Source organism: Alcanivorax sp. (genome assembly GCF_014762765.1).
GTDB lineage: Bacteria > Pseudomonadota > Gammaproteobacteria > Pseudomonadales > Alcanivoracaceae > Alcanivorax.
The window spans coordinates 1-3,277 of sequence record NZ_JABURH010000103.1 but is presented as its reverse complement, the minus strand read 5'-3'; the positions used below and the strand labels follow the sequence as shown (position 1 = coordinate 3,277).

Genomic DNA, 3,277 nt, shown 5'->3' with positions numbered 1-3,277 from the left:
TCTCGGAGGCCTTGTTCACCGCCGCATTGGCGGAGTCCGTCATCTTCTTCAGATCGAAAGCCTGCACCGGGGATGCCAGCACCAGACAGAAGGACGCACCCAAAACCCCAACTCTAAACATATTCATACCTGCTCCTTGATGATTGATTGCACTTCCTTGCTCATGAGGCGACAAACCTTACCGCCTCAGGGACATCAGGACCAACAGTTTATGGCAACCCTATGACCCGTCCTGCAAACATTTCTTCAGCAAATGCAGCAGCTGTTTACGCTCCTCTCCATCCAGATTCTGCAGCAGCGAAGCAAACGCCTGCTCGCGGATTCGCTGCCCGTCGCCGGCAATACGGGTGCCCTGTTCGGTGAGATACAGGCACACCCGCCGGCCGTCTTCCGGGTCCGGTTCGCGGCGCAACAGGCCCTGCGCTTCCAGCACCTTGATCTTGCGGGTGAGCTGGGCTTTGTCCCGGCCCTGATGACGTGCCAGGCACTGGGGGCTGCTACCGGGCCGAGAGGACAGCTGCAACAGCAACGACACATCCGGTGGCCCCAATGGCACTGGCAACGCGGCCAGCGGTTCGCGCAGCAACTGGCGTAACCGGTTCAGCGTGGCGCTAAAGGCTTCACTGAGCAGGTCGGAAATATTCCCGGGCATGGCCACTCCATGTAGTTGACTTTATCAACGTTAAATTTCAATATAATTGACATTATCAACTATATATCCGGAGATTCCCACCATGAACCATCGCTACGGTACCGCCAGCACCGAACACGCCAGCCTTTATCTGAAAAAACTCTGCCGTCACTTCAGTCACAAGGTGGAGACCGAGTTCGACGATCATCAAGGCACAATCCGCTTTCCCTTCGGCACCTGCGAGCTGACCGCAGACGCCACGACCCTGCAACTGCATTGCCAGGCAGACACCGACCAGATGGCCACCCTGCGCGATGTGATCGAGCGCCACCTGGTGCGGTTTGCCACCCGCGATACCCTGACGGTGAACTGGCGGTAACGCTCTCAGTCTTCCGGCACGTTGTAATGGAAACGCGGCAGATGCCACTGATAACGAATCGCCAGCAGGCGCACCATAAAGCCCGCCATTAACGTCACCGCCGTGGCCAGCCAGGCCGGCGACTGCCAGTGCAATAACAGCAGATACAGGCAGGCAGCCCCCAGCGAGACCACCGCATAGAGTTCCTTCTGAAACACCAGTGGCACCCGATTGCAGAGCAGATCGCGAATCACCCCGCCAAAGATACCGGTAATCAGCCCGGACAGAATCGCCACCGGCGCTGCCAACCCCATGTCCAGCGCCACCTTCACGCCGATCACGGTAAACACCATCAAACCCATGGCATCCAGAATCAGGAACAGCATCCGCAAGCGGCGCATCAACGGCGCCACCCAGGTGGTGACCAGGGCCGCCACGGCGGTGAGAGCCAGATACTCCGGGTGAGCCACCCAGACCAGCGGGTAATGCCCCAGCAGCACATCACGCATGGAACCACCGCCCATGGCAGTGACGCAGGCCACCATCACCACGCCGAACAGATCCATCCGCAAGCGCCCTGCTGCCAAGGCGCCGGTCATGGCTTCGGCGGTGATGCCGATCAGATAGAGGCTTATCAACATGCTGAGACACTCCGGCTATTCAGGCCATGATGCCTGAATCCTGGCCGCGGAGAATTCGACCTTGGTGACTGACGACACCCTGGCGAGTTCCGGATAACCGCCAGCTCAGGCCGGCGGTGTCAGGCGGATAGATTGCTTGTCGATGACAATACGGCGTTCTTTATAAAGCCCACCGATGGCCTGCTTGAAGGCGTTCTTGCTGCAGCGGAAGGTGGCAAAGATATCCTCCGGGCTGCTCTTGTCTCCCAGCGGCAGTTCGCCGCCAGCCTTTTCCAGAGCGGCCAGGATCTGTTCGCTGAGCCCTTCGCTTTTCAATGCCCCGGGAGGATTCAGTGACAGGCTGAGCTTGCCATCATCGCGCAGGCGCTGCACATAGCCGGTGACCCGTTGACCGGGCCGCAGAGGAGCACGCAGCTCCTGTTTGGCAATCATGCCCCAGCAACGGTTATCCACCACCACCTTGTAGCCCAGGTCCGTGCCATGGGCAGCGACCAGAGACACTTCATCACCCTGCTGGTAGTCATCGCTGGTATCGTCGAGAAACCGGTCCAGCTGGGCGCTGGCCAGCAGACGCCCTTCGCGGTCGGTGGTGACCATTACCAGCACCCAGTCGCCTTCACGAATCGGTCCTTTCTGTTCCGCAAAGGGCAACAGCAGGTCCTTGGGCATGCCCCAGTCGAGGAAGGCCCCCACCTTGCTGGTAGAGACCACTTTCAGCGACGCCACCTGACCGTGCTGGACGCGAGGGGTACGCAGACTGGCCATGGGGCGGCCCTGGCCATCGCTGTACAGAGTGACCAGCACACTATCACCGGGACCGAGATTCTGGCCTTCGACTTCCCGGGACGGCAACAGCACCTCGCCCAGCGAACCGCCGTCCAGCAGCAACCCGTTATGGATCGGCTTGATGACTTCCAGGGAGTGGCGAGCGCCAAGTTTGGTGGATGCGGTCATGGTTCTAGCCTGTTTGGTTCAAGGGGGCAGGCTTGGCGCCTGAACGGAATAGAAACGAAGGTGGATTACGCCTGCGGCTAATCCACCCTACCGATGTTACCCCAACCGCCTGTTGGAGCCATGCTTGCATGGCGAATGGGGTTGGCGGTGGCACGAAACCGGTATTATCTGGATAAGCCTGTCGAACGCTGAGATTCCTGATCGCCCGTTGGGCGATTTCCGCGCAAGCGCGGTTCGCGCCCTGGAAGGGCGCTCCTACAGCAGCCTTGTAGAAAGCACCGGGGCCAGGGAACTTCCCATACTTTTCCCATCCAGCCGAGCGTAGCTTGTAGCTTGTAGCTTGTAGCTTGTAGCTTGTAGCTCGCGCTCAGCGCCCTACCACATCAGATCGTCGGGGATTGGAAAGTCCTTGTAGGGGTCATCCTCGTCCACGGCATTGTTACCACGCTCGTTGAGCAGCAGGACGGCATTCTCGTCGCGCTGGCGAATCTTTTCTGCCACCACGGTGGGCACAAGCTCGTAGCCGTCGCCCAGTGCCACAATGGCGATCTGGCCGCGCTCAAGCTGGGCCTGCTGTTTGGCGGTGACCCAGGCCTTCTTGATCTTCTTGTCCTGCACGAACTGGTAGGCCACATCACCGTGCTGACGGTCGAGACGGCTTTGTTCAATCATCTGCTTGATCTGGGCGGCGAT

The 3,277-nt window shown here is 59.6% G+C and carries 5 protein-coding genes; 1 reads left to right on the top strand and 4 read right to left on the bottom strand.

Annotated features, from left to right (window positions below; all coding sequences use genetic code 11):
* Nucleotides 1-220: 220 nt before the first annotated feature.
* Nucleotides 221-652, bottom strand: coding sequence for a MarR family transcriptional regulator (locus HUJ17_RS06065; RefSeq protein ID WP_290509846.1), 432 nt, complete (start codon nt 650-652; stop codon nt 221-223).
* 82 nt (nt 653-734) lie between these two features.
* Here HUJ17_RS06065 and HUJ17_RS06060 point away from each other — a divergent pair, with 82 nt between their 5' ends.
* A complete protein-coding gene (locus tag HUJ17_RS06060; protein WP_290509845.1) occupies nt 735-1,010 on the top strand; it encodes a DUF2218 domain-containing protein in 276 nt (91 codons plus the stop codon).
* 5 nt (nt 1,011-1,015) lie between these two features.
* On the opposite strand, the gene HUJ17_RS06055 is transcribed toward HUJ17_RS06060, so the two are convergent.
* From HUJ17_RS06055 to HUJ17_RS06045, 3 genes are all read right to left on the bottom strand, one after another.
* The gene (locus HUJ17_RS06055; RefSeq protein ID WP_290509844.1) at nt 1,016-1,630 is read right to left on the bottom strand and encodes a trimeric intracellular cation channel family protein; all 615 of its coding nucleotides are present in this window, start codon (nt 1,628-1,630) and stop codon (nt 1,016-1,018) included.
* 105 nt (nt 1,631-1,735) lie between these two features.
* Nucleotides 1,736-2,584 (bottom strand): S1-like domain-containing RNA-binding protein, encoded by an 849-nt coding sequence (locus tag HUJ17_RS06050; protein WP_290509843.1) that lies wholly within the window; start codon nt 2,582-2,584, stop codon nt 1,736-1,738.
* A gap of 375 nt (nt 2,585-2,959) precedes the next feature.
* Nucleotides 2,960-3,277: DUF2058 domain-containing protein (locus tag HUJ17_RS06045; protein WP_290509842.1), on the bottom strand; the 318-nt coding region annotated here is incomplete at its 5' end.

What these genes read in the sequence shown, in the direction of transcription:
- HUJ17_RS06065 (WP_290509846.1), bottom strand. Translation starts at nt 652, where the DNA reads ATGCCCGGGAATATTTCCGACCTGCTCAGTGAAGCCTTTAGCGCCACG.
- HUJ17_RS06060 (WP_290509845.1), top strand. Translation starts at nt 735, where the DNA reads ATGAACCATCGCTACGGTACCGCCAGCACCGAACACGCCAGCCTTTAT.
- HUJ17_RS06055 (WP_290509844.1), bottom strand. Translation starts at nt 1,630, where the DNA reads ATGTTGATAAGCCTCTATCTGATCGGCATCACCGCCGAAGCCATGACC.
- HUJ17_RS06050 (WP_290509843.1), bottom strand. Translation starts at nt 2,584, where the DNA reads ATGACCGCATCCACCAAACTTGGCGCTCGCCACTCCCTGGAAGTCATC.